Origin of the sequence: Paraglaciecola sp. (assembly GCF_030730205.1) — a bacterium.
Taxonomy (GTDB): domain Bacteria; phylum Pseudomonadota; class Gammaproteobacteria; order Enterobacterales; family Alteromonadaceae; genus Paraglaciecola.
In genome coordinates this window covers 1-22790 of the sequence record NZ_JANQVQ010000297.1, presented here as the reverse complement: position 1 = coordinate 22790, position 22790 = coordinate 1, and the positions used below count along the sequence as shown (strand labels likewise).

Sequence of the window (22790 nt, the reverse complement as noted above, 5' to 3'; positions counted from 1 at the left end):
GATGGGGCGTAATCAAGGATGAAATTTACCGAATAATACGAATTTGCGCTAAATATGCGTAATAATCTCGTGTTTTTATAAATTTTATCTAGATAAAACCCTGATTTTTAGATATTTTCTGATAAACTTTTAACCAAATTTATTAACATGGCGTTAAATTATGCAGACTCCTAATATTTTAATTGTTGAAGATGAAGTCGTTACCCGCACGACGCTAAAAAGTTTGTTTGAAGCGGAAGGTTATAACGTATTTGAAGCTGAAAATGGCGAGCAAATGCATGACTTTTTTGAAAACAATAACATTAACCTCGTTATTATGGATATTAATTTACCGGGTAAAAACGGCTTAATCTTAGCTCGTGAAGTGCGCGGTCGTAAAAATATCGGCCTTATTTTCCTTACTGGCCGTGATAACGATGTTGACCGTATACTTGGTTTAGAAATCGGTGCAGACGATTATTTAACGAAACCCTTTAATCCTCGTGAACTAACTATCAGGGCACGTAATTTATTAGCCCGTACCAGCAATACTAATGAAGATGATGACTTACCCAGTCGTGTAAACTTTAATGGATGGGTATTGGACGGCGATAGCCGTAGTTTGATTTCTCCAAGCAGTAAAGAATTCCGCTTACCACGCAGTGAATTCCGTGCCTTACATTTGTTTTTAAGCAACCCAGGCAAAATTCTTACTCGTGAACAATTAATATTAGAAATGACTGGTCGTGAATTACGTCCGAATGACCGTACCGTAGATGTCACAATACGTCGTATACGTAAGCATTTTGAATCAGAAATTAATGCAGATGATTTGATTGTCACCATTCATGGTGAAGGCTATCGTTTTTGTGGTTCGGTAGACGCATAAGCAAACAGCCACGTTATGTTTGTTTAAAAGCAGCTTTGGCTGCTTTTTTATTGCCTAATTTTCTTTGTTAAGCTTGGTTTAAGTTTCAGCCCCTATTGTGTTTCCTATACGTGATACTTAGGAACATCCCCTTGAAGTTTATTAAATCTGCCCTTGTTATTTGTAGCCTTGGGTTTTCTATGGCCACAACATCTGCTGCTCAAGATTTACCTCAAAAGGCCCAAACTGCGCCTAACTTTACTATTCAAACTGAGCAACTTTCTGGCTCCTTGACAGACCTTAAAGGCAAGGTCGTTTATGTTGATTTTTGGGCAAGCTGGTGTAAACCCTGCCGTAAATCGTTTCCTTGGATGAACGAAATGCAAGCCAAGTACCCAGAAAAGTTACAAATCATAGCGATAAACTTAGATGCCGAACCCGAATTGGCCGCCGCGTTTTTAGATAACGTACCGGCCACCATGCCCATTGTCTATGACCCTCAAGGCGAAATCGCTTCAGCCTATCAGCTTTTAGGTATGCCAAGCAGTTATCTAATAGATAAAAAGGGCAACTTACGCTTAGCACATAAGGGCTTTTTCACTGAGAAAAAAGCCCTGTATGAACATGAAATTACCACTTTAATCAACGAACAGGAGTAGACCCAATGCGTCATAAGGTTCTAAAAATTAGCTCACTTTTATTATTAGTCCAGCTTGCGGGCTGCGCCAGTCTTGGTGTTCAACCCTGGGAAAGAGATCTATTAGCAAAAGACGAAATGGCCCTTGACGCTGAAGGTGTCGACCTTGCTCTTGACGACCATATTTATTTTAGTAAAGAAGCCACTAGCGGCGGTAGAGCCTTTGCCGGTGGAGGTTGTGGATGCAACTAATGAATAAACCAATCAATATCAGCAGCGCGTTAGCGGCAGCCACATGTGCACTTTTGGGTGCGCCTAATGCCAATGCGGCAGACACTGATGAGCTTTGGAAGTTTGATACCGCGTTAATGTACTACGGTGAAGTCGACCGTGTTACCGCAGTAGAGGCCATTATAGGTGCCACTAAAGATTTTGGTGACGAGCACATTTTTAGCGGTAAGGTGACTATCGATGGCCTAACTGGTGCCTCTGCCACTGGTGCGGTAGCGCAGCCTGTTGCACAAACCTTTACCCGCCCTTCAGGTGACGGCAATTATGTAACAGGCGCAGGTGAAACGCCTTTAGATGATACCTTTCATGATACTCGCGTGCAATTAACTGCCCAATGGACTCAACCAATTGCCGAGAATATGCGCGCCAGTGGCGGGGTCAATTTTTCAAATGAATACGATTATATGTCGTTTGCCGTGAATGGCTCTGTGGCTTATGACTTAAATCAAAAGAATACAACTCTATCTCTTGGCTTATCTTACGCCTTTGACACAATTAAACCAGAGGGTGGGATTCCATTAGCGTTTTCATCAGTAGCGATTAAGCCCTATAGCGATGACAGTGAAAATGAGCAAGAAAATGAAAACGAATATGAAGACGACTTTAACCGTACCCGCGTTGACGATTCAGATAACAAAAATACCATAGACTTAATGTTAGGGCTGACCCAAGTGATTAATCGACGCATGATCATGCAGTTTAATTATGGCTTGTCGCTGGTAGATGGCTATACCACTGATCCTTTTAAAATATTGTCGGTGGTGAACGAGCAAGGGCTTACTCAAGATTTGTTATATGAAAACCGGCCCGATACCCGCACGCGCAACAGTTTTTATTGGCAAACAAAATACGCCTTGGACTTTGGTGTTGCTGATATCTCTTATCGTTTTGCCACCGATGATTGGAAAATTGACTCGCACACGATTGACTCACGTCTGCGTATTAACTTGTCTGACACCAGTTACCTACAACCGCACTTTCGCTACTATCAACAAGGCGCAGCAGAATTTTACCGTCCCTTCTTAATGGAAGGAGATAACGTGCCTGAATTTGCCAGTGCTGACTATCGCTTAGGTGAGATGACCGCCTATACGGTGGGTTTAAAATACGGCATGGAATTGGACAATGGTGATGAATTAGCCTTTAGACTAGAATATTATCAACAAACGCCTAAAAATGCCGGTTTTAATGAACCAGGCGCGTTACAAGATGTTGACTTATATCCCAGTTTGAAAGCGGTGATTGCCCAAGTGAGCTATCGGTTTTAAGCTATCATTGCAGTGATAACTGACAGGCAAGACATTGAGCACGAAATCAACTCAACACGGCTATACCATTGAAAGAAAAAGCGACCACTTTTGTGGTCGCTTTTTTGCCATGGGCAGCCCTTGTGAATTATTAATTGATTCGATCGACGAGCAACTCGCTCATCATCTAACATCACTGGCCTATGATGAAAGCAAGCGCATCGAGCAGAAGTTTAGTCGTTATAAGGCTGACAATTTACTACATCAAATCAATCATGCGGCTGGTCTTGAAGTAGCAATAGATGACGAAACCCACCGCCTGCTTAAATTTGCCGATACCTGTTATCACCTGAGTGATGGTATGTTTGATTTAAGTTCTGGTGTGTTGCGCAAAGCCTGGCAGTTTGATGGCTCAGACCGTGTCCCCAGCGCCGATACCGTTAATCAGTTATTGCCCTTGATTGGTTGGTCTAAAGTGAAACTTTCAACTAAGCATATTCAGCTACCCATAGGAATGGAACTCGACTTAGGGGGAATTGGCAAAGAATATGCTGTCGATAGTGTTGCAAAACAGTGCACACAAGAAGCAGCAGGTGTATCTGTGGTGGTTAACTTTGGTGGCGACATCCAAGTTACCCAAGCACGCGTAAACGAGCAGTATTGGCACATTGGTATTGAGAGCATTACTGACGACGGCGCAGCGGCCAAACTGCTGAAAATAAAGAGTGGTGGTTTAGCAACTAGCGGGGATTCTCGGCGGTTTTTGCTAAAAAATGGCAAACGGTACAGCCACATTTTGAATCCTTTAACGGGTTACCCCATTGAGGATGCACCGCGCTCAGTCACGGTTGTCGCGTCACATTGTATACAAGCAGGACTACTTGCTACTTTAGCATTGTTACAAGGCCCTGCTGCTGAGTCATTTTTACAAAGTCAAAACGTACAATTTTGGTGTTATCGATAACTAGGGTATAACAAATTCAAGGTTATTATTGCTGTCAGCCCCAATACTAAAGTCAAAAGTATGTACCACTCCAGCAACAGTAACGCTTACTTCATAGTCGCCGTAAAAACCACGTTGCTGAAACACACCCGCTTCGTTGGTTTGACCACTGAAGTTGTTCCACCACGTTTTATATATGAGATTTTGCCACGCCTCGCCATTGGGCTTAATTTGCCAATTTTGCGAATACATGGCCCCCTTCGGTAGCCAATGACGTCCAGCCCAAAACCCCCAGGCTTGCACGCCAACTGTGGCTGGATGACTAAAAAAGATAGTTAAAAAGTCGCGAGTGAAGTCTGCTTGTAGCGAAGTGTCTGCTGTATTGACGTCAAATTCTGTAGCGCGGATAGCCAATTCTGGAAAGGCGCGATGGTAGCGTTCAATTAAGTCATAAATTGCCGTAATAGCCGTGAGGTTTTCACTAAAGTGACTTTGCAAACCAATGCCCGTGATAGGAGCATTGTTGGTTTTAAGATATTCAATGGTGTCTTGATAATGTTGTTGGTGAGCACTATTACGCCCGCCGCCAGATAAAATTGAGTAATCATTAATATACAGTGCTTGCTCGGGCAAGTTGAGTCTTGCTTGGTTAAACCAATCGAGCATGACATTATTGCCAAAAGCATCCATTAAATAGTGATTGTCAAAAGGCTCATTTAGCACGTCCCATTCATCTACATAAGCTTTAGTCGCTTGCGTAATGTCATCAATATGATCTAAAACCACTTGCTTCACTGCTGGATCGGCTTGACTAGGATCTTCGGGTAAATAGGACTGAACAAGAAGAGGCAAATTGCGTTTTGAGGGCCATACCAGAACGTGTCCTCGTGTATAAACCTTGTTCGTTTTTAGCCAATTGAGTGCAGCAATTGTTTGCTGTTGATTAAAGCTTTCGCCCCACTCTCCTGCCCACGGCGCCCATTTCAAATCGTTTTCGGTGCCTGACTGATTAAAGTTTGCCAGCAACGTTTCTCGGTATTTGTCGCCATCAGAGGATTGCTGCATCAGCATGTCTGCCGCTACCACAGAGCCGAAGTGATAAGCATGGCGTAAAAAATTGATTTGTAGGTTTGTATTAGTAAGCGCATTGCCAGCACCGTCTTTGATGGTCAAGCTAAAGTCACCTTTACGAACGGCCTCAATGCGCTCCTCTGCTGCTTGTCGCCAAGCTGCATCGGACGCTCTGCCACCATAACTCAACTCCGTTTTTGGCAAACTTTCTAGACTCACTGACTGACCATAATTGTATAAAGCAATACCACCAATTTCGTAAGTTTGCGCTTTATTCCCTGCACCTACGCCAAATTTTAGCTGGAGCTCCCCTTTGGCAAAGTCCTGTGCAATTTGAACCGGTATTAAATATTCTTGCCACTCACTGTCACTGGTTATTTCCCTCTCCACATATTTAGTGTAGTCAGGAGCCGGACTCTCCATAAATACGGTAACAAAGCCACTACCACTTTCTGAGGTAGTAAAAGTGGTTCGAAAATACAAATGAACCAACATAACATCATCTTTAGTGACCGCTTTGTTCAAGGGGATCAGGATCTGACCATTCCAATAATCACCTTCTGGTTTTAGCACTTCTATTTTCAAGGCTTGGTTAAAATTAGCGTGAGTGGCGTCCACTACGTTCAGTTTAGCCACGGGATTAGCAGCATCACCTAAATAAGATATTGGCTGTAAAGCCTCGCTACTGGAGATGAGCAACTCACCACCCGCAGGGATGTTAACAGTTGCTGGAGGTGGTGGTGTTAACGGCGGTGCAATTGGCGGAGGGGCGGTTACGGTAGGGGTATTTCCGTCCCCCGAACTACCACAGGCAACTAACAACAGCCAAACTACACACCCTAAATAACACAGCTTCATTTCACACCCCTTTTTACGCAAATGACATCAATAAACAAACAGGATGTTATTAGATTGTAAATAAGATATGTGAGCCATGTAATATTTCGTTTTTTTAATTGCGATATAGCGTTTTTATTAAATGATAGCCAAATTGGGTTTTTACTGGACCATGCACTTCTAAAATTGCTTTTTTAAACACCACATTATCGAATGCCTTGACCATTTGGCCCGGTCGAAACTCACCTAAATCGCCGCCTTTTTTGCCAGAGGGACACAAAGAATGTTTTTTGGCTAACTGCTGAAAATGACCACCTTTGTCTAATAGGGCTTTAATCTTGAGCGCTTCAGCTTCGGTTTTTACTAATATGTGGCAGGCACAGGCTTTCATAATGGTGATTACTTTTTAGTTGATTGAATAGACGCTATGTTTAAACACAGCAGAAGTTCAAAAACAATGTTTATACTCAAATATCACTTTGTCTTTTAAATAGAAATAAGCTCAAACTTACCAGCGGAATGAGCGCAGATGACCAAATAATAGAATAGACCAGCACGCTCATTAAGCCTTCAGCGGCTTGTATCGCCGCTGATGTGCTCATGATTGCACTGGTAATAAGCGCTAATACTAGCGTAATCACCGTCATCCACGCCGATGAAAAACAGTATGCTCGTGGCAGTAAAGACTCTGCTGCGTACCACATTAACCACGCAGGGGCGCTGATCAAAATAAGCAACAACACAGTGATTAAAATGATGACAGCCGTTTCCAAATCAGATTCCTTGTTGAATCGAGGTTAATTTAAAATGCCTAGTTAAAACTCGTATTCAATTGCAAAACGCAGTGTCCTGTCTTTACTATTGCCATTAAAGCCTGCAATAGCGGCAAGTTCCCACTTTAATTGTTTAATACCACTGTAGCGATGAACGCCCATAAACGCAGGGCCTATACCCACAAAATCTTCACCGGTGTAGATTTCGATAGCGGGTTGTACTTCGGGCATAAACCGATAACGATACTGCAACCTAAATTCGGTTTCGAATTCATTGGGTACATTTTCACCCCACTCATAAATAAGCAGTGCATTTAATGTTAAGCTGGTACGGACAAATTCTTTTTCAAACAATACACCAGTGGTAAATTCAAAATTATTATCATCGTGCTGTTTTTCAAACTCAAACAATAAGCCCCAATCTGCCCAATATTGGCCTTGATCAGTTAACATGTAACGCGCTTCTAGTTCTATCCCCTGTAAACCGTAATCATCAGACTCATCGCGCTGCCCGCTAATATACGCTTCGATGATCAGGTACTCTGACACAGCTTGTCCATAGGCAAAACGTTGGGCCAAGACATTTTTATCATCAGTTTGACGAGAGGTAAAACGCCACTCAAATTTACGTTCATTGGCTATCACTAAAGGATGATATACCTTGTCTACCGGATTTCCGTCAGCCCAAACCTGCGTAATTCCCCCCCAGATGCTCATCACTAAGCACATTATTTTTGACTTGGTTTTCACTGGCTTTCACCTCTATGTGTTTGGGTGGCGATTCGATTCCACCAGTACCGAGCAATGATCGGGAATATAATGAGCGGCAAATACAAGCCAATTTGCAGCGTTGTAGGGGTGGCGGCATAGCCAATGAGTACATTTAATAAATAGCCATACTCTGACTCATTATCCACCAGCCATTGTGTGTTCCATATCGGTGCTGCATCACTGATAACATCCACTTGCACCAGTAAATTGATGGCGTTCACTAGCTGCCCTGTAGCAAAAACAAGCAATACCAGCCAAGGTGCAAAAAAGCCGTTTTTGCGGTTTAACCAATGCGTAAAGAAATACAACAAAATCGCCAAACTCAAGCAAATTCCTAAGCCTAAAAGCGTCCCAATCAACATCGACTGCAGGGCATTTTGCTGATTTAAATAACCATTAAAATACAATAGAAAGTTTGTACCCTTGGCTACAATAATAAGCACCAATAAACCACAAGCCATAATTTGATTGACACGAGAAATATCATGGCTGGAAAAAAGAAGGGGTGAAAACCCTAACAAAACCACTAAACAATATATAAAAAAGTGTAAACACCATAAGGTGATTTCTAAGCCCGTGCCTGCAAACATTTCACCGAGCACATCCACTTGTTGAATAAAAAAAAGTGAGCAAGCTAACCCTGCAAACAAGGATCCAATAAAAACCCGTTTAGACAATTGAACTTGACCCAGTAATAAACCAATCAATACAAATATGGGTAAGGCGTCCCGTAAAAATAAGATAACGGTATTAATTAACATCACCGCCTCCCGCTTCTTTTACAACAACCACCGTACCTCTGGCAGAATTAGGATTGTATTCACCGACAAAATCGTACTCTCCAGGCTGTAATGGCCCAATGAAGATATAGGTTTTACGTTTGGCAAAAATGACCTTTTGTCGGTTCAAAGAGAAACTATCGAATTCTTCAGGGGTATCGTCTTGATTGTGAATAATCAGTTTGACTTTTTTGCCTGCAGGAATGGTAATCCGAGAAGGAAAAAACAAATGGTCTTTTAGCACTAATTCATATTCAGTGACTGCCAGTAAGGACGAGCTGAATACCATCAGTAGCAATAAAAAGTAGCGACTCAACTTAAACAAGCTCGGCTCCTTTTTGTGAAAACCTAAGATCAACAGCTAAGCCGCCTAATGTCTCTGAATGACTGAGAGAAAGTGTAGCATGATGTAATTGAGCAATGTGTTTTGCAATCGCTAAACCTAGGCCACAGCCGGGCACATTGCTCGCGTGTCTGTCCCCACCGATGCGATAAAAACGTTCAAAAACAAGGGCGTATTCGGATGGGGCCATACCAGGGCCTGAATCTTCCACGTTAACCACGATTTCACCTTTGAGTTGACGTAAGGTGACCCGAATTTGTCCAAAATCGGGCGTGTATTTACTGGCATTTGAAATTAAGTTTTGCAGTAAAATTTCTAGCGCAAATTCATCACCCACCACATGACCACATTCACCCAATAACTCAATCTCTTGTTGCTTTTGCGCGATTTGCGGGTACACCGTAGCAATCACATTTTGGCACAAGGTTGTTAAATCCAACCTGACAAATTTGCCTCTGTACTGTTCGGGATTGGTGCGATTCAGTAATAATATTTGCTCAACCACATGACTCATACGCTCTATCCCTTGCTGTAAAAATGTCATATTAGTCATTGGTTGTTGCTGGGCTTGTAATTCAATGGCCAGATTATGTGCGTTTATTTTCAAAACACTTAAGGGCGTACGCAGCTCGTGAGCTGCATCAGAGGCAAAACGTTTTTCACGCACAAAAGCCGATTCTAAACGTTCAAACAATTGGTTTAAGGTATTTACGACTGGCACTAACTCGGCGGCTTGAGGAATGGCAGATAAAGGACGAAGATCATCAGCTTTTTTAATTTTTAAGGCTTCAGACAATAAATTAAGTGGCAATAACCCTCGGCTAATAATTAGAAAGGTCAATGCCGCCAAAATAGCAATGGAAATAACCAAAGGGGTTACTGCAGCCAAAATCACGTTTTCTGCTAATTCAAAACGGTAACTCAGTGGCTGAGCCACGATAATCCATTGATTTTGCTCAGCAAGCCAATGACTGTAAGTACGCCAGCGCTGGGCTAAAAAATTATTTTCGCCAAAGCCCTCCGAAAAATTACCTATTGCTGATGTGAGCTGCTGATTAGATGAAACCAATACATGATTATCTTGCCAAATCTGAAAAGTAAAAGCACTTTGGTCCAGGTCAATCTTGCTTGAAGAGTGCAAAGAGGTAGATGCCAAAATCAAGGCCAAAGACTTCAGCTCGTCATCAAACACTGACGCCGCTTTTAACATACTACTGCGATACCCTTGAATTGCTGACGCAAAGGTCACCAGGGTAATCACTGAAATCAGTATTAAGGTGAGATAGCGGCGAATTGACAAAGTCTAGTTGCCCTTAGCCACACTATACCCCACCCCACGTATGGTCTTGATAAACCCATCAGGTAGTTTTTTACGTAAGTGATGGATGTGGACCTCAATGGCGTTACTGGCGACTTCTTCACCCCATTCGTACAACTTAGACTCTAATTGCTCACGAGATTGAATGCGCCCTGCTTGCTCCATGAGAATTTTTAACACCATAAACTCTTTACGGGGAAGTTCTAACGTGGTGTCAGCAATGTTCACCACATGAGAGGCTGAATCAAGACTCACGTCTTTTATTTTTATAATGCTACTGACCGCTGTACCCAGACGACGTTCGATAACACGCAGGCGTGCGATGAGCTCAGCCACATCGAAAGGCTTACTTAAGTAATCGTCAGCGCCTTGATCCAAGCCTTTAATTTTGTCTTCTATGGAATCCCGGGCGGTCAGTATTAACACGGGCATTCGGTTATTGTGCTGACGAATTTTTTTTAACAGACTCAAACCATCCATATCAGGCAAACCCAGATCCAATACCAACATGTCGCATTCGTTGGTTTGTACCGTCAGCCAAGCAGATTTAGCATTATTAACATGATTAGCGGTAAATCCTTCCGCACGTAATGATTGATGTAAGCCTCTGGCTAATTGCACGTCATCTTCCACTAACAGTATTCGCATGCTGTTCTCTTACGTCGTTATTTCTTTAAATTTGAACAATATTAACAGGATAGTGCAAAAAATGAGGTCAATTACTTGTGAATTTTTGCCAACATTTGTTTAGCACGAAGTAATTCAAAGTCAATCCAACTGATGTGGGGGTTCTGATCCGCTATATTTATCGCTGTTTGCAAGTATTTTTGCGCTTGAGGATACGCTTTATGATCGAACCAATACTCACCTATTCGTAAATTACTCATGATCCCTTGAGGATCCACTTCCAAGGCTTTTTCTAACAATTTTTCTGCCATAGGCTGGCTGCCGAAAGAGAACGGCCACCCTGGAGTATTGTGGTATAAATGGCCCAATTCGGCATAGGTTAACTCGGCAAACACTAGGGGATCTAAACGTAGAGCATGCTGCAATTCATCGCGGGCCTGTTTAGCGAGCTTTAGCCCCTCGATACCGGGAAATTGACTGGCGTAAAATGCTTTTATTAAACCACTGATAGCTGAGGCTCGGGGGTCGTTGGGGTTTTGCTTAGTTAAAATTTGTGCGTCTTTGACAAACTGTTGCAACAGCCCTTTATCAAGCTCTTGGGAATTAAAAACAGTAGAATTCTGCCAGTTTTCATACAATGCAGACACCGCCTCGTCATGGGCCCAAACACTAAGGCTCTGCGCCATGAATAGACACATCAAACATACGCGGCACAACATAATCAACGACCACCCCAATCACTAAACAGGGGTATAGATTAGTCTGGTTTTCTTAAGCCTTGCTTAATCGACTCGTCCTTTGTTTCATACTCACCTTCAATGATGTCACCCCCATTCGAAGACCTGCTGGTATATTCAGTTTGCGAGTGACTGTAATTTGTTTGAGCGGAACCGTTTTGGACCACCCTGACGACTAAGCGCGTTAACATGGCTTTAGCAATCAAAGGACGCGTTAAGGGCAAGCACAGTACGATACCAAAAATATCAGTAATAAATCCTGGGGTAACCAACATCACGCCGGCGATAACCAATAATAGCCCTTCCGCCATTTCTTGACCGGGCAATGTACCACCCTGCATTTTTTGTTGGGCAGTCATTAGGGTATGCAAGCCTTGCTGCCTGACTAAATGCGCACCTAAAAAGGCGGTAATAATAACGATAGCAACGGTGTTCCACCCGCCAATGATTTCGCCTACATGAATAAGTAAGGTAATTTCTAATATTGGAAGGATGGCGAATAACAGGAATAATTTGCCCACGGCGGTCTCAATTTAGCTAAAGTGAATTAAACAAAAAAGCAAAAGCGCTTTGTTAAGAAGGTAACATACAAGAGAGCCTAAAATAAGATGAAAGTTCAATGCGTTTAAGCGGGTCACCTTGGTCTGAAAAGAAAAAGTTACAGACAAACGTAGATGATAATGCGGTGAGACTTTAAATTACGCACATTTAATTTTGTGTTAAGTAATCAAAGAGTAGACTAAGGCCGTTAAAGGTATTGGGGCTATATAAACGTCAGCTCAGCACTTTCATTTTTTAAACGCGAAACTATTTAATGACGGAAATGAATAAAACAATGTTAAACACAAAAAGTTACTGGTTATTAGCCTGTTTGGCCTACCTATTTTTAGCTCTTCCCCTTAACGCTCAGCAGTCGGATGCCTTTGCTGATTTGTTCACTGAAGAGCCTGAGTTTTTGCCCGTAGATGAGGCGTTTCAGTTTGAATTTACTCAAACGGATAAGCAACTCGTATTGAGTTGGACGGTCGCCGATGGTTACTATCTTTATAAGAAGCAGTTTAAAACCGTGGTTAAAAATGCTGAATTAGCCGATCCTCAATTTCCTCAATCTGAACAAATTGAAGATGAATTTTTTGGTGTATCAGAGGTTTTTCGTCACCAATTAAATATCACTTACCCCATCGTCCAGTCTGTTCAAGATGGCGTAGTAAAAATTCAATACCAAGGCTGTGCCGATGCCGGTTTATGTTATCCACCCACCATAAAGGTGGTTTATTTAGATGCAGTCGATGGGCCTGCCCTTTTAACCCAAACCAGCAGCTCGGCTGAAAATTCTACACCCAAATCAACACCCGCGACCAACAGCCAAGATAGCGCACCTGTATCTCAACAGTTCGAGCTTGCTGATTTACTCGCCAGCGATAAAAGCATGTCTTGGAGTTTATTTTTGTTTTTTTTGTTGGGTATTGGCTTAGCATTTACCCCTTGTGTGTTTCCGATGTACCCCATTTTGTCCGGGATTGTAATAGGACAAGGTAAGGGAATTAGTACCTCAAAGGCATTTAGTTTGTCGTTTATATATGTGCAAGGTATGGCGCTGACCTATTCCATATTGGGTTTAGTGGTGGCTTCAGCTGGCGTACAGTTTCAAGCAACTTTGCAGCACCCAGCTATATTAATCAGTTTAATCGTGATTTTTGTCTTGTTGGCCATTGTAATGTTCGGCGCTTACGAGTTGCAAATGCCCTCAAGCTGGCAAGAAAAACTCAATGCCATGAGTAACAAACAAAAAAGTGGCAGCTACATTGGGGTGTTTGTTATGGGTGCCATCTCTGGCTTAGTTGCATCCCCTTGCACCACCGCTCCGCTTACTGGCATTTTGTTGTATATCGCCCAAAGTGGTAATTTAGTTCTTGGCTTTAGCGCCCTGTACGCGCTGAGTTTAGGCATGGGCATTCCGCTCATATTATTTGGCATTACAGGCGGTAAACTCTTACCTAAAGCGGGTAACTGGATGAATATTGTCAAGGTGACCTTTGGTTTTATGATGTTAGCCGTGGCGTTAATCTTTGTTGAACGTTTACAAAGTTATGTTCCACAAGTTGCGATTGATCTCGCTTGGGCGGTGCTTGGGCTCGCCAGTTTTAGTTACTTTTTTGTAATGAACCAAGAAAGCAAATTATCCTTCTTTAAAGGATTACGGGCTTTATTTATTTTTGTCGGGCTGATGGCATCAGGTTTATACGCCTACCTCACTATTGCGCCTATTTTTAGTCATCAAACTTTGTCAAACTCTGTTCAATCTCAACAGGCACCAGTACAACACCCCGATTTCATCTTAGTGAAAGACCTCGAAGACTTTAAGGCTAAAGTCGCTGCTGCCAATGCACAGGGCAAAACCGTGATGTTAGATTTGTACGCTGATTGGTGTGTGGCTTGTAAAGAATTCGAAAAATTTACCTTTCCCGCCCCACCAGTAGTTGAAGCCCTAAGTAATAGTGTTTGGATGCAAATTGACCTAACTGACAATACGCCGCTTAACTTACAATTTCAGGAGTATTTTTCAGTCTTAGGATTACCTACCATACTATTTTTTAATGAACAGGGCGAAGAAGTCGAATCAGCTCGCGTCACGGGTTTTATGAAAGCCCAGCCCTTTGCAGCTCACGTTAATCAGATATTCAACTAGTACAAGTAATAAGCAGACTCTAAGCCATGAGTCTGCTTGTTTGCTTATTTGCAGTGACTAATAAAGAGCGGGTGTGCACTATCTGGCGTGTCTACCACCGTTTTTCTAACACTTGTTCCAATTCTTCTGCAGGAACAGGTCTGGAGAAAAAATAACCCTGTAAGTTATAGCAGCCATGTTGTTTGAAAAAGTCTACTTGCTGTTGCTCTTCTATTCCCTCTGCTACGCAGGACATACTTAGCTGTTTTGCCATACTCAAGGTGGTTAAAATAATCGCTTCGTTATTTTTATTTTTGCCAATATCGTCAACAAAACTTTTATCCACCTTGATGACGTCGATAGGGAATTCTTTCAAGTATTTTAGTGAAGAGAAGCCCGTGCCAAAGTCGTCCAATGCAATCAAAAAGCCCTTTTGTTTTATTTGCATCATGTAGTCGAGGGCTTTTTCGTAGTCTCTCATCAAGGCACTTTCAGTGATCTCAAAACGAATAGACGATATCGGGATCTCGTGCGCTTCCAATAGGAACATAATGCGGTCAATAGAAGACTGAGTTTCAAAATGCCGCGCTGACAAGTTAACCGATAAATAGCCGTCAAAGCCTTGGTTGTTTAATTTTTTCAACACCGGCATCGCGCGCTCAAAAGCATCTAAGGTCATGTACTCAATTAAGCCCAGTTCTTCGGAGATTGGAATAAACTTGTCTGGTGGCACCATGCCGTTGCGAGTCGGCCAGCGCATTAAGATCTCAAAACCTTCAACCCGACCCGAGTCAACATTGACGATGGCCTGATAGTAATTTTGGAAACGCTTTTGTTTGTGTGCGGCTTTTAATTTATTTTCCAAAGCCATGCGTTCTTTAACAATGGCATCCATGCGTTCGGTAAAGAATTGAAAATTACTCCTTCCCTGTTCCTTGGCATGGTACATCGCAATATCAGCATTTTTGAGCAACTCTTCTGCCGTTGCTCCATCACCCGGATACATGGCAATACCGATACTCGATGACACACTCACGGTTTGGTTCATGATTACAATAGGTAGGTCTATTAATGCACTTATTTCTACCACTAAGGCACTGATCGCTTCAGCTGAGCTGACCTCTTCAATCATGATGACAAATTCATCACCACCTAAGCGCGCGACAGTGTCTTCTTTGCGTAATTTATTGATTAATCGGTCAGACACAATTTTCAGTAATTCATCGCCTGCTTTGTGGCCTAAGCTGTCGTTCACTTGCTTAAAGCGGTCTAAATCAATAAAAAATAAAGCCATGCTTTGGTGGTGTCGATTGGCGTGTTCTAAGCCGCGTTCAACACGATCAAGCAATAAAGCTCGATTAGGTAAACCTGTTAATGAATCGAAGTTAGCCAAACGTCTGAGTTTTTCTTCGGCTTTCTTCTGTTCACTAATATCTGAAACAATCAGCAAATAGTATTCAATGCGACTGGCATCATGACTGCTTGCTATGGCATTAATATGAATTAGTACGTCGCAAACCGAGCCGTCTAAAAAGACAATTTTGTCTTCACCTTTCCAGTATTTGTTTGCTTTTAAATGTTGCAGTTTATCCCAAAACTTAATTGACTCAGGTGATTGAACATCACGAATTTTTGCCAAAGATGCCTGCAATGCATTATCACTCGGAATATTAAATACAGACTTAAAAGCGTCGTTGGCGGCGATAGGTAATTGCTGGCTGTCGTATATCAATACCCAATCATGAGTATGTTTAAAGGCCTCAGCAAACAGTCTGGAATTTTCTTGGTTGGCTAGATTGTCTGTTACGTTAGTGTAGGTTCCAGTAACCACTAAGGGTAAACCCTGTGCATCTGACTGCACTATGCTGCCCAAGTCTCGATACCAAATCCAACTTCCATCGGCGGCATGCATTCTAAATGTCACGTCGAGCTCTGAATCTGTCCCTCTAAAAAATCGTTGCCATTGGTTTTGATAATAGCCGCTGTCTATAGGATGAATAAGAGCAAGGTGTTCTTGGAATTTTACTTTTTCAGACGCACTACTGTGCCCCAACTCATCCGTCAGTCTTGGAGTAAAAAATAACTGCTTGGTCACATCAAACTCCCAGATTCCACTATTACTGGCAGTCAGAGCAAGGGTGAGCTTATTTTTACTTTCAACCACTTCATTGTGGGCCGCGCGCAAAGCGAGATCATTTTTACGTTTGCGCCATGCAAGTAGCAATAAAAACGAACTTAGAACCAAAACATAAGAGGCGATGGCCCACGGTGACAGCCAAGGTGCATAGCCAACATGAATAGTAATAAAAGCTTCTTCTCCTTTAAGCCCTGTTCCAGAATCAAAAGCCACTACGGCAAAGGTATACTCACCAGGACGCAGTGTAGGAAACAAGACCTCTGGCACTCGCGTTTCGGTAAACGCAATTTCGCTGGCTCCTGAGAGACGATAACCGTAGCGAGTGCTCGTTTGATTTTCGTATTGCAGGGTCGAAAAATAGATTTTTAAGCCCACGTCCTGATGGTTTAGCTCAATATGCTGACCATTAAGACTGGTTTTTGGCATACTCAGTAATCGGGTAGATAATTCAACATTGGTAATGCGTACTTGATTTTGAATAGTGTCTGAACTCGATTCAGTTAATTTTTTAGGAGCAAATATAGTGAGTCCTTTAGGCGAGCCATATACCATTTTGCCGTCAAGCAGGGTGGTATTAGTAAACTGATTAAATTCTAGATTTTTTAAGCCTTGTGCCACACCAAATTTCTGTAAGTACTGAGTCACAGGATTAAATTTCAAAATACCTGCATGAGAGCTCATCCAAATATTGCCTAACTCATCCAACTGCAAACCATAAATAGAATTTGTCGGTAGCAAGTTGTCCTTGTCATAAAAAAACTTTTGTTCATGCGTTTTGTTATCTATACCCACTAAGCCATAGCCAGTATAGGCAATCCATACTATGCCTTGCTCATCTAACACGGCGCTATCAGGGTATATATTTGCACGATGCTGCTTTGCCTTTAAACTGTGTAACAAATTGAACTGGCTGGTTTGATTATCAAATTCCCATAACTGGCCAAGTAAACTCAATAAGGTCGTATTGGGCCTATCAGCTAACGGCGGCAAAAGCGCGTACGCTTGAGCAATATTGACTGCACTGGGTGTTTCTAATGGCCGTACTTCTCCAGTTTTGGGTTTATAGCGATAAAGACTGTTTACGGTGAAAAATAGGATGTCACCATCTGGTAGCAAACGCATACCATACACGCCCTCATTAAGTAACTTTTGATCCGCAGGATTCTTAACATTTAAGGGGATAGTACGCTTAGCTTTAGCATCAAAATGAACAATTGAAGCACCAGCAAAAAGCCATAAGTTTTGCTCTTTGTCTTTAAAAATACGACTGATAGTTGCTGAAGAATATTGGGACTTTTCATCAGAGGTACTGAGAAAACTTTGTGATTCACCCTCATTTAGATTGTAAACATTAAGACCATTTCGTGTGCCTATCCATAACTCATCATTGTTGTCTGAATAAACACTTAAAACATTGTTATTACTAAGTATTTTGTTATCACGTCCCCCTCGAGCATTAAATACATTAGTAAATAAGGTCGTTTTAGGTGACCAATAAAGAGCGCCATCTGCTTCCGAACCAAGCCACAGGTTTTGTTTTTTATCAATAAGAATATCCAGTAGTACATCCGAGGCCAGACTTTCACGACTGTCGGTGGGTAAAAACAAATGTTGTAACTGCGACGTTTGTTGGTTGTAGCTATATAATCCTTGATCGGTGGCGATATAAAAGAGTCCGTTTGACGCTTGTGCGAAACGCCAAATATTGCGATGCTCAATATGACGAGTCGAAAGTGGCAAAGCGCTTTTACCATGCACATAAGCCAGAGTCTCTGTTAAGGGTAAGCTATAGAGCCCCTCCACCGTGCCTATCCACAAACGGTGCTTGTCTGTGTATAAAAATTTACTGTTTAACTGATCTAAGCTAGGAGCGACTTGCTGCAGATAGTCAACATTGACCGCTTTGCCCGTTTCACTATCCACAGCTAATAATTTAGATGCTGTGGCTAAAAATAAGGTGGTATCTTGCAATAAAGCCCATCGAAAAATATCGTAAGCCTCAATATCTTTATCATTCATTTGATACACAGTCGTTAGAGACTGAGTTTGATAAGAATATTTGACCACCATTTGTTCCATTACAAACCAAATATCACCTTGTTTATCTTCAAAAATTTGATAATTGACTTGCTGAAAATTGGGATCTGAAAGGCTCTGTAAATCGACCACTTTTTGGTTTTTACCGGTCTGTAAATTTAACTGAAAGACCCCCCTATCTTCAGAGCCTATCCATAGATTTCCCTGTGAATCTTGGAATAAACTGTTGATTGGCACATTGAGTAACTCGTTATTATTACCCGCAATTGACTCTACTCTATATCCATCGTAACGGTTTAGCCCGTCGTAAGTACCAATCCATAAAAAGCCATTTTGATCGATTAATAAGGTATTAACAGTGTCTTGAGATAAACCCTGCTCAGTAGATACCCGAAGAAATGTCGGTTCAGAAAGTAAAGGATTAGCCTGCGCAAAGGCACTAAAAACCAGACATAACAGTGCCACTAAAAAATTCGGGGCTGGACTTTTAATGTAACGAAGAAAACGAATCCGCTTTATGGATTGTAGATACCGCAGATGTTTTGCTGCCATCAATTCTAATAACTCTCGTTTTAGTTAATAACTCAACCTGTAATAGTAAAATCCACTAGGCTAAAAATGTCACGTATTCTAATCATTACAGCAACAGCCTTTGGCAATCATTCGCCTTGGTTTCCCGCCTCGCCTAACTCAACGTTAAGCTAGCGAGTACCGAATAGTTTGTCACCCGCATCACCTAAGCCAGGCAGGATATAGCCTTGCTCATTTAACTTTAAATCAATGGCCGCGGTATAAATATCTACATCTGGATGTTTTTCTTGCACTGCCGCTATTCCCTCAGGCGCTGCCACAAGAAACAAACCCATAATGTCAGTACAGCCTTTTTGTTTTAACAAGTCAATTGTAGCAATCAGTGTGCCTCCAGTGGCTAACATTGGATCAACAATCAAGGCGGTGCGCTGGGCGATATCTTTGACGACTTTGTCAAAATAAGCGACCGGCTGTAAAGTTTCCTCGTCACGATATAAACCCACTACACTGATTTTAGCGTTAGGTATTAACTTCATCACACCATCTAACATGCCCAAACCAGCACGTAAAATTGGCACAACGGTTATTTTTTTTCCTTTTATTTTGCGCGTTTCAATTGTCTCATCATTCCACCCTTTAATACTGACTAGCTCTGTTTCTAGATTTCGGGTTGCTTCATAAGTAAGTAGATTGCCCACCTCACTGGCCAATTCGCGAAAATCTTTACTACTTATGCCCGCTTCTCGCATAAGACCAAGTTTATGTTGCACTAAGGGATGATTGATTTCTTTTATAGCCATGGTTAATACTCGTTTAAATTAAATAGAACGTAATTGCTGACTGTAGTGTACTCCATGAATAAGTAATTCTGGATAAAAAGCGGTGAAAGTCGTTTCAAATTCTGGCAAATTTGCTAGGAAAAAAACGTAGGCGGTATCAGCAAAAATTATCTTATTGTTTAGTCTTCGCTCAATACTTTTCATAGCACGCAAACAAGTATCAGCTTGCTGATATTCCAACAACCAGCGGTCAGTCACTAAGCTATGAGACAAGCGCTTAAAGTGATGGGTATCAATCCCATCGAAGACGCTCAGTTGATGATAAAAACGCGTTAACACCTGTTCTTTTGTTTGCAAGGTTAAACCGTCCCATTGCTGCATCAAGAGATAGTCAAAGGTGATATCAATGATAATCCCCGCGACTCGGCGCAGTTCGCGAGGGAACATTTTACGCAAATTTTTGACTAACTCATGGTTATCGGTGAATGAATCGACCTTACGGTGGAGTTGCACACCAATAGCGAGCTCTTTAGGCAAATGAATCAAAGACGAGCCTTTAACAAAATCGCCAAGGAAATTACCAAGCAAACTGGTTTGCGTATGATTGGCGATATGTATGTGTGCTATATAATTCAAAATGTACTCTATTTGACGATAAAAAATTAAAACTTTGCGGTAAACTTCGCTGATAAGACCAGTATTTTGCTGCTATATTCTAAATGCTCCCTATAATAGCTGCTCTTTGAACGTTCAAGCAGCTATTTTGATTACAAAATAGGATATCTAATTAAGTGACAACAGCGTGAAAGTATTACTCATAAACGGACCCAATCTAAATATGCTCGGGAAGCGAGAGCCTCATATTTACGGTGCAGAGAGCTTAGATGAAATTGTCCTTAGGCTAAAGCGTCGAGCAACTGAGCTTAGTATTGAACTTGAGCATGTCCAGTCAAATGCTGAACATGAACTTATCAATGCTATTCATGCTGCGTTTAACAAGGTTGATTATATATTAATTAATCCTGGCGCCTTCACGCATAGCAGTATTGCACTACGAGATGCCTTGTTGAGTGTCAATATCCCTTTTAGCGAAATACACCTTTCTAATGTTCACGCTCGCGAATCGTTCAGACACCATTCTTATTTAAGTGACGTTGCCCAAGGGGTCATGTGTGGTTTTGGCACTCAAGGCTACGAATTTGGCTTATTAGCAGCGCAGCAGTACCTTAAGAACAAATAACGATCTACCAAGACCAATTACAAATACAAATTGAACAGAGAGAATTATCATGGATATACGTAAAATTAAAAAATTGATAGAACTGGTTGAAGAATCAGGCATATCTGAACTAGAAATCACTGAAGGTGAAGAGTCAGTAAGAATTCATCGCGGACAGTCTACTGGCGTTCAGTACGCACCTGTGCAGTATGCACCACAGCCCCAATATTCTGCCGCACCTGCTCCAGCCGCCCCTGCTGCACCAGCTGAAACCGCAGCAGCGGCAGCCCCCTCTGGCCATATATTACGCTCTCCTATGGTAGGAACGTTTTACCGTTCATCATCACCAGGCGTTAAAGCATTTGTTGAAGTGGGCCAGAAAGTAAACGTGGGTGATACGCTATGTATTATCGAAGCCATGAAAATGATGAATCAAATCGAATCAGATAAAGCTGGTGTGATTAAACAGATTTTAGTGGATAACCAAGACCCGGTTGAATTTGATCAACCCATGTTTGTGATTGAATAAAGGCAGATTAGCATGCTTAAAAAAGTTCTTATTGCCAACCGTGGAGAAATTGCCTTGCGCATTCTTCGCGCTTGCAAAGAGTTAGGCATAAAAACAGTTGCTGTGCATTCAACCGCGGATGAATCACTCAAGCACGTACTGTTAGCCGACGAAACGATTTGTATCGGTAAAGCTTCGGCCACCGAAAGTTACTTAAATATTCCCCGCATTATTGCCGCTGCTGAAATCACTGACGCAGATGCCATTCACCCTGGTTATGGCTTTTTGGCTGAAAATGCAGCATTTGCTGACGCAGTAGAAAAAAGTGGCTTTATTTTTATTGGTCCTAAAGCCGATACCATTAACCTTATGGGCGATAAAGTATCTGCAATCAAATCAATGAAAGCGGCAGGCGTACCTTGCGTTCCTGGCTCTGATGGCCCACTAGGCAGTGACGAAGCCGTCAACAAAGCAACTGCAGCGCGTATTGGTTACCCCATTATCGTTAAGGCAGCTGGCGGTGGCGGTGGTCGAGGTATGCGTGTTGTACGCAGCGAGTCTGAGCTGATTAGCGCAATAGCAACCACGCAAGCTGAAGCTGGCGCAGCCTTTGGCAATGACATTGTCTACATGGAAAAGTTTTTAGAAAACCCACGCCACGTAGAAATACAAATATTGGCTGATGGCCAAGGTGGCGCTATCCATTTAGGTGAGCGCGATTGCTCTATGCAACGTCGTCATCAAAAAGTGGTAGAAGAGGCGCCAGCGCCAGGCATTACCCCTGAAATGCGAGCAAAAATTGGCGCAAGATGTTGCCAAGCTTGTGTTGAAATTGGTTATCGTGGCGCGGGTACCTTTGAGTTTTTATTCGAAAATGGTGAGTTCTATTTTATTGAAATGAATACACGTATTCAGGTTGAACACCCCGTTTCTGAAATGATAACCGGCATTGATTTAATTAAAGAACAATTAAGTATTGCTGCTGGAAATAAACTGTCAATTGATCAGTCACAGGTTCAGATCCGCGGCCATGCTATTGAATGTCGTATTAACGCTGAAGATCCAGAAACCTTTATACCAAGTCCAGGCAAAATTAACCAATTCCACTCACCTGGTGGTTTAGGCGTACGGTGGGATTCGCATATTTATGCGGATTACAAAGTCCCTCCCTATTATGATTCGATGATAGGTAAGCTGATCACCTACGGTGAAACTCGTGAAGTGGCAATTGCTAGAATGCGTCATGCTCTTGATGAATTAATCATCACTGGCATAAAAACCAACATCCCACTGCAGAAAAAAATAATGGCTGATGAAGCCTTCGCCAAAGGTGGCGCTAACATCCATTATCTTGAGAAAAAACTCGGTATGGGTGGTCACTAAATAAAATGAGGATTATGGTGTTGACGCACCATAATCCTATTTTACCTAGCGTTTTTGCCTATCCCCCTAACTCAATTCAGTATTTCCCTTTCTTTAAAACCATTTTTAAATTTGACCTGATATAATACGCCCTTTGCCAGTCAGTGAAATTTTGCCATGCCATGGATCCAGTTAAAAATTAGTAGTCCAGCTAAATACGCCGAACAAGTAGGCGATATGCTCAGCGCCAATGGTTCTCAAGCCGTTAGTTTCTTTGATGCTAAAGACACGCCTATGTACGAACCTAAACCTGGCGAAGTCATGTTAT

22 protein-coding genes and 1 pseudogene are annotated in these 22790 nt (G+C 42.1%); 10 read left to right on the top strand and 13 right to left on the bottom strand.

Going from position 1 to position 22790, the window contains the following annotated elements; genetic code table 11:
- Nucleotides 1–160: 160 nt before the first annotated feature.
- The 5 genes from arcA to NWQ57_RS19145 all read left to right on the top strand — a co-directional run bounded on the left by arcA (nt 161) and on the right by NWQ57_RS19145 (nt 3986).
- The gene (gene arcA, locus NWQ57_RS19165; protein WP_306023785.1) at nt 161–868 is read left to right on the top strand and encodes a two-component system response regulator ArcA; all 708 of its coding nucleotides are present in this window, start codon (nt 161–163) and stop codon (nt 866–868) included.
- A 131-nt stretch (nt 869–999) separates the two neighbouring features.
- Nucleotides 1000–1506, top strand: a complete 507-nt coding sequence (locus tag NWQ57_RS19160) for a TlpA disulfide reductase family protein (RefSeq protein WP_306023783.1) — start codon at nt 1000–1002, stop codon at nt 1504–1506.
- Between the two features lie 5 nt (nt 1507–1511).
- Nucleotides 1512–1736, top strand: coding sequence for a DUF4266 domain-containing protein (locus tag NWQ57_RS19155; protein ID WP_306023782.1), 225 nt, complete (start codon nt 1512–1514; stop codon nt 1734–1736).
- A complete protein-coding gene (locus NWQ57_RS19150) occupies nt 1727–3043 on the top strand; it encodes a DUF3570 domain-containing protein (protein ID WP_306023781.1) in 1317 nt (438 codons plus the stop codon). Before NWQ57_RS19155 ends, NWQ57_RS19150 begins: the two co-directional genes overlap by 10 nt.
- 109 nt (nt 3044–3152) lie before the next feature.
- Nucleotides 3153–3986, top strand: a complete 834-nt coding sequence (locus NWQ57_RS19145) for an FAD:protein FMN transferase (protein WP_306023794.1) — start codon at nt 3153–3155, stop codon at nt 3984–3986.
- On the opposite strand, the gene NWQ57_RS19140 is transcribed toward NWQ57_RS19145, so the two are convergent.
- The 10 genes from NWQ57_RS19140 to NWQ57_RS19095 form a co-directional block, all read right to left on the bottom strand.
- On the bottom strand, nt 3987–5894 hold the full coding sequence (locus NWQ57_RS19140; protein WP_306023780.1) for an endo-1,4-beta-xylanase: 1908 nt from the start codon (nt 5892–5894) through the stop codon (nt 3987–3989).
- 94 nt (nt 5895–5988) lie between these two features.
- The gene (locus NWQ57_RS19135; RefSeq protein ID WP_306023779.1) at nt 5989–6264 is read right to left on the bottom strand and encodes a peptidylprolyl isomerase; all 276 of its coding nucleotides are present in this window, start codon (nt 6262–6264) and stop codon (nt 5989–5991) included.
- 76 nt (nt 6265–6340) lie between these two features.
- Nucleotides 6341–6646, bottom strand: coding sequence for a hypothetical protein (locus NWQ57_RS19130; RefSeq protein WP_306023778.1), 306 nt, complete (start codon nt 6644–6646; stop codon nt 6341–6343).
- A gap of 42 nt (nt 6647–6688) precedes the next feature.
- Nucleotides 6689–7375: a hypothetical protein gene (locus NWQ57_RS19125; protein WP_306023793.1), complete on the bottom strand. Its 687-nt coding sequence runs from the start codon at nt 7373–7375 to the stop codon at nt 6689–6691.
- A gap of 17 nt (nt 7376–7392) precedes the next feature.
- Nucleotides 7393–8178, bottom strand: coding sequence for a hypothetical protein (locus NWQ57_RS19120; RefSeq protein WP_306023777.1), 786 nt, complete (start codon nt 8176–8178; stop codon nt 7393–7395).
- Nucleotides 8168–8485, bottom strand: a complete 318-nt coding sequence (locus NWQ57_RS19115) for a cupredoxin domain-containing protein (protein WP_306023792.1) — start codon at nt 8483–8485, stop codon at nt 8168–8170. Before NWQ57_RS19115 ends, NWQ57_RS19120 begins: the two co-directional genes overlap by 11 nt.
- A gap of 28 nt (nt 8486–8513) precedes the next feature.
- Nucleotides 8514–9839: an ATP-binding protein gene (locus tag NWQ57_RS19110; RefSeq protein WP_306023776.1), complete on the bottom strand. Its 1326-nt coding sequence runs from the start codon at nt 9837–9839 to the stop codon at nt 8514–8516.
- Between the two features lie 3 nt (nt 9840–9842).
- The gene (locus NWQ57_RS19105) at nt 9843–10505 is read right to left on the bottom strand and encodes a response regulator (protein WP_306023775.1); all 663 of its coding nucleotides are present in this window, start codon (nt 10503–10505) and stop codon (nt 9843–9845) included.
- 71 nt (nt 10506–10576) lie between these two features.
- Nucleotides 10577–11170 (bottom strand): hypothetical protein, encoded by a 594-nt coding sequence (locus NWQ57_RS19100; RefSeq protein ID WP_306023774.1) that lies wholly within the window; start codon nt 11168–11170, stop codon nt 10577–10579.
- Between the two features lie 71 nt (nt 11171–11241).
- On the bottom strand, nt 11242–11742 hold the full coding sequence (locus NWQ57_RS19095) for an FxsA family protein (RefSeq protein ID WP_306023773.1): 501 nt from the start codon (nt 11740–11742) through the stop codon (nt 11242–11244).
- Between the two features lie 314 nt (nt 11743–12056).
- Here NWQ57_RS19095 and NWQ57_RS19090 point away from each other — a divergent pair, with 314 nt between their 5' ends.
- Nucleotides 12057–13910, top strand: coding sequence for a protein-disulfide reductase DsbD (locus NWQ57_RS19090; RefSeq protein ID WP_306023772.1), 1854 nt, complete (start codon nt 12057–12059; stop codon nt 13908–13910).
- A gap of 91 nt (nt 13911–14001) precedes the next feature.
- On the opposite strand, the gene NWQ57_RS19085 is transcribed toward NWQ57_RS19090, so the two are convergent.
- From NWQ57_RS19085 to NWQ57_RS19075, 3 genes are all read right to left on the bottom strand, one after another.
- On the bottom strand, nt 14002–18615 hold the full coding sequence (locus NWQ57_RS19085; protein WP_306023771.1) for an EAL domain-containing protein: 4614 nt from the start codon (nt 18613–18615) through the stop codon (nt 14002–14004).
- A gap of 149 nt (nt 18616–18764) precedes the next feature.
- On the bottom strand, nt 18765–19394 hold the full coding sequence (gene upp, locus NWQ57_RS19080; RefSeq protein ID WP_306023770.1) for a uracil phosphoribosyltransferase: 630 nt from the start codon (nt 19392–19394) through the stop codon (nt 18765–18767).
- A gap of 18 nt (nt 19395–19412) precedes the next feature.
- A complete protein-coding gene (locus tag NWQ57_RS19075; protein WP_306023769.1) occupies nt 19413–20009 on the bottom strand; it encodes an ACP phosphodiesterase in 597 nt (198 codons plus the stop codon).
- Between the two features lie 202 nt (nt 20010–20211).
- Between NWQ57_RS19075 and aroQ the strand changes: the two genes are divergently transcribed.
- From aroQ to prmA, 4 genes and pseudogenes are all read left to right on the top strand, one after another.
- Nucleotides 20212–20613, top strand: coding sequence for a type II 3-dehydroquinate dehydratase (gene aroQ / locus NWQ57_RS19070; RefSeq protein WP_372340947.1), 402 nt, complete (start codon nt 20212–20214; stop codon nt 20611–20613).
- Nucleotides 20614–20662: 49 nt separating this feature from the next.
- Nucleotides 20663–21121, top strand: a complete 459-nt coding sequence (gene accB / locus NWQ57_RS19065) for an acetyl-CoA carboxylase biotin carboxyl carrier protein (RefSeq protein ID WP_306023767.1) — start codon at nt 20663–20665, stop codon at nt 21119–21121.
- A gap of 12 nt (nt 21122–21133) precedes the next feature.
- Complete coding sequence (accC, locus tag NWQ57_RS19060; RefSeq protein WP_306023766.1) at nt 21134–22483, top strand: acetyl-CoA carboxylase biotin carboxylase subunit; 1350 nt, start codon at nt 21134–21136, stop codon at nt 22481–22483.
- A 156-nt stretch (nt 22484–22639) separates the two neighbouring features.
- Nucleotides 22640–22790, top strand: a pseudogene (gene prmA / locus NWQ57_RS19055) (50S ribosomal protein L11 methyltransferase); the annotation flags it as partial.

Coding starts and splice junctions, on each gene's coding strand:
- arcA (WP_306023785.1), top strand. CDS start 161: ATGCAGACTCCTAATATTTTAATTGTTGAAGATGAAGTCGTTACCCGC.
- NWQ57_RS19155 (WP_306023782.1), top strand. CDS start 1,512: ATGCGTCATAAGGTTCTAAAAATTAGCTCACTTTTATTATTAGTCCAG.
- NWQ57_RS19150 (WP_306023781.1), top strand. CDS start 1,727: ATGCAACTAATGAATAAACCAATCAATATCAGCAGCGCGTTAGCGGCA.
- NWQ57_RS19145 (WP_306023794.1), top strand. CDS start 3,153: ATGGGCAGCCCTTGTGAATTATTAATTGATTCGATCGACGAGCAACTC.
- NWQ57_RS19140 (WP_306023780.1), bottom strand. CDS start 5,894: ATGAAGCTGTGTTATTTAGGGTGTGTAGTTTGGCTGTTGTTAGTTGCC.
- NWQ57_RS19135 (WP_306023779.1), bottom strand. CDS start 6,264: ATGAAAGCCTGTGCCTGCCACATATTAGTAAAAACCGAAGCTGAAGCG.
- NWQ57_RS19125 (WP_306023793.1), bottom strand. CDS start 7,375: ATGTGCTTAGTGATGAGCATCTGGGGGGGAATTACGCAGGTTTGGGCT.
- NWQ57_RS19120 (WP_306023777.1), bottom strand. CDS start 8,178: ATGTTAATTAATACCGTTATCTTATTTTTACGGGACGCCTTACCCATA.
- NWQ57_RS19115 (WP_306023792.1), bottom strand. CDS start 8,485: ATGGTATTCAGCTCGTCCTTACTGGCAGTCACTGAATATGAATTAGTG.
- NWQ57_RS19105 (WP_306023775.1), bottom strand. CDS start 10,505: ATGCGAATACTGTTAGTGGAAGATGACGTGCAATTAGCCAGAGGCTTA.
- NWQ57_RS19100 (WP_306023774.1), bottom strand. CDS start 11,170: ATGGCGCAGAGCCTTAGTGTTTGGGCCCATGACGAGGCGGTGTCTGCA.
- NWQ57_RS19090 (WP_306023772.1), top strand. CDS start 12,057: ATGTTAAACACAAAAAGTTACTGGTTATTAGCCTGTTTGGCCTACCTA.
- NWQ57_RS19085 (WP_306023771.1), bottom strand. CDS start 18,615: ATGGCAGCAAAACATCTGCGGTATCTACAATCCATAAAGCGGATTCGT.
- upp (WP_306023770.1), bottom strand. CDS start 19,394: ATGGCTATAAAAGAAATCAATCATCCCTTAGTGCAACATAAACTTGGT.
- aroQ (WP_372340947.1), top strand. CDS start 20,212: ATGCTCGGGAAGCGAGAGCCTCATATTTACGGTGCAGAGAGCTTAGAT.
- accB (WP_306023767.1), top strand. CDS start 20,663: ATGGATATACGTAAAATTAAAAAATTGATAGAACTGGTTGAAGAATCA.
- accC (WP_306023766.1), top strand. CDS start 21,134: ATGCTTAAAAAAGTTCTTATTGCCAACCGTGGAGAAATTGCCTTGCGC.